1 protein-coding gene and 1 pseudogene are annotated in these 927 nt (G+C 61.1%); both read right to left on the reverse strand.

The genetic code is table 11. The features are described 5' to 3' along the window. Nucleotides 1-610, reverse strand: a 610-nt coding sequence (locus A3764_RS23725) for a DUF736 family protein (RefSeq protein ID WP_067952185.1), incomplete at its 3' end; no start/stop codon positions are given. Nucleotides 611-734: 124 nt separating this feature from the next. Further along, a pseudogene (locus A3764_RS26195) lies at nucleotides 735-927 on the reverse strand (hypothetical protein); the annotation flags it as partial.

The raw sequence follows: 927 nt of genomic DNA on the forward strand, positions 1-927 counted from the left end.
GCAGGTCGCCATCAGGCGTGTTGATCAGCAGGGACAGGTAGTCATTGCCCGTGCGGCTGCTTTTCGCCATCCACGCCGAGCCGACGCGGATCGGTGTGCCCCGGGGCGAGCTGACCTCGATCCGGTAATCGGGGTGGGTTTCCTCGGATTTGTAGCTGTTCTCGATCAGCATGAACTCCAGATCGAACATCATGTTGGCGATGTAGCCGGTGAAGGCGTTGTCGGCGTCCATGGCGGTGAGCTCCCCCGAGATCGAGCCGGATTTCATCAGGCCGTTCGAGACCAGCGGGATGATCTCAAACTCGCCGCTCTGGGCCGCGCGCGCCTCTTTCGTCTGCACCGCGTTGACCCGGAACGGACCCAAGCCGACATCGATCTGCATCGAGATGTAGGGGTTGCCGCTGGTATTGCCGGTCTCGTTCCAGGCCGTGCCGATGCGCACTTTGCGGCCTGATTTGTTGACTGCCGTCACGTCAAAATCCGGGCTGCGTTCAGACATCTTGGCCCGCGCCTCCAACTGGATGGCGATGTCAAAGCGCGTCGAATGGATTATGCCGGTGTACTGAACGGCTGCGGTCTCGACATTGCGGGTGAGGGTTCCTGCGAACATGGGATGGTTCCTTTTGGATTGGCCGGTGCCTGACGTTCTTGCCAACGCATCCGGGATTGCTTTCTCGACCCCTTGAGGGATCACAAATCAGAAAGCTTGCTTTCCTTTCAGCCCCGCCCACAGGTCAGAGCTGCCGTCCGAGTGGGAATGCCCCCGCGCCTCCTGGTGTTACGCCCCTCCCCTGCCCGTCTGGTCTTGATTGGCTGCCCGGATTTTCCGCGCCGTCCTCCAATCGCGCGATGAAGAACTCCGCCTCTTTTCCGTTCAACCGGTGCCCGCCCCGGTCGGTCAGACCGATGCAGCTACCATTCGGCACA

This window comes from Sulfitobacter sp. HI0129 (assembly GCF_001635395.1).
Classification (GTDB): domain Bacteria; phylum Pseudomonadota; class Alphaproteobacteria; order Rhodobacterales; family Rhodobacteraceae; genus Sulfitobacter.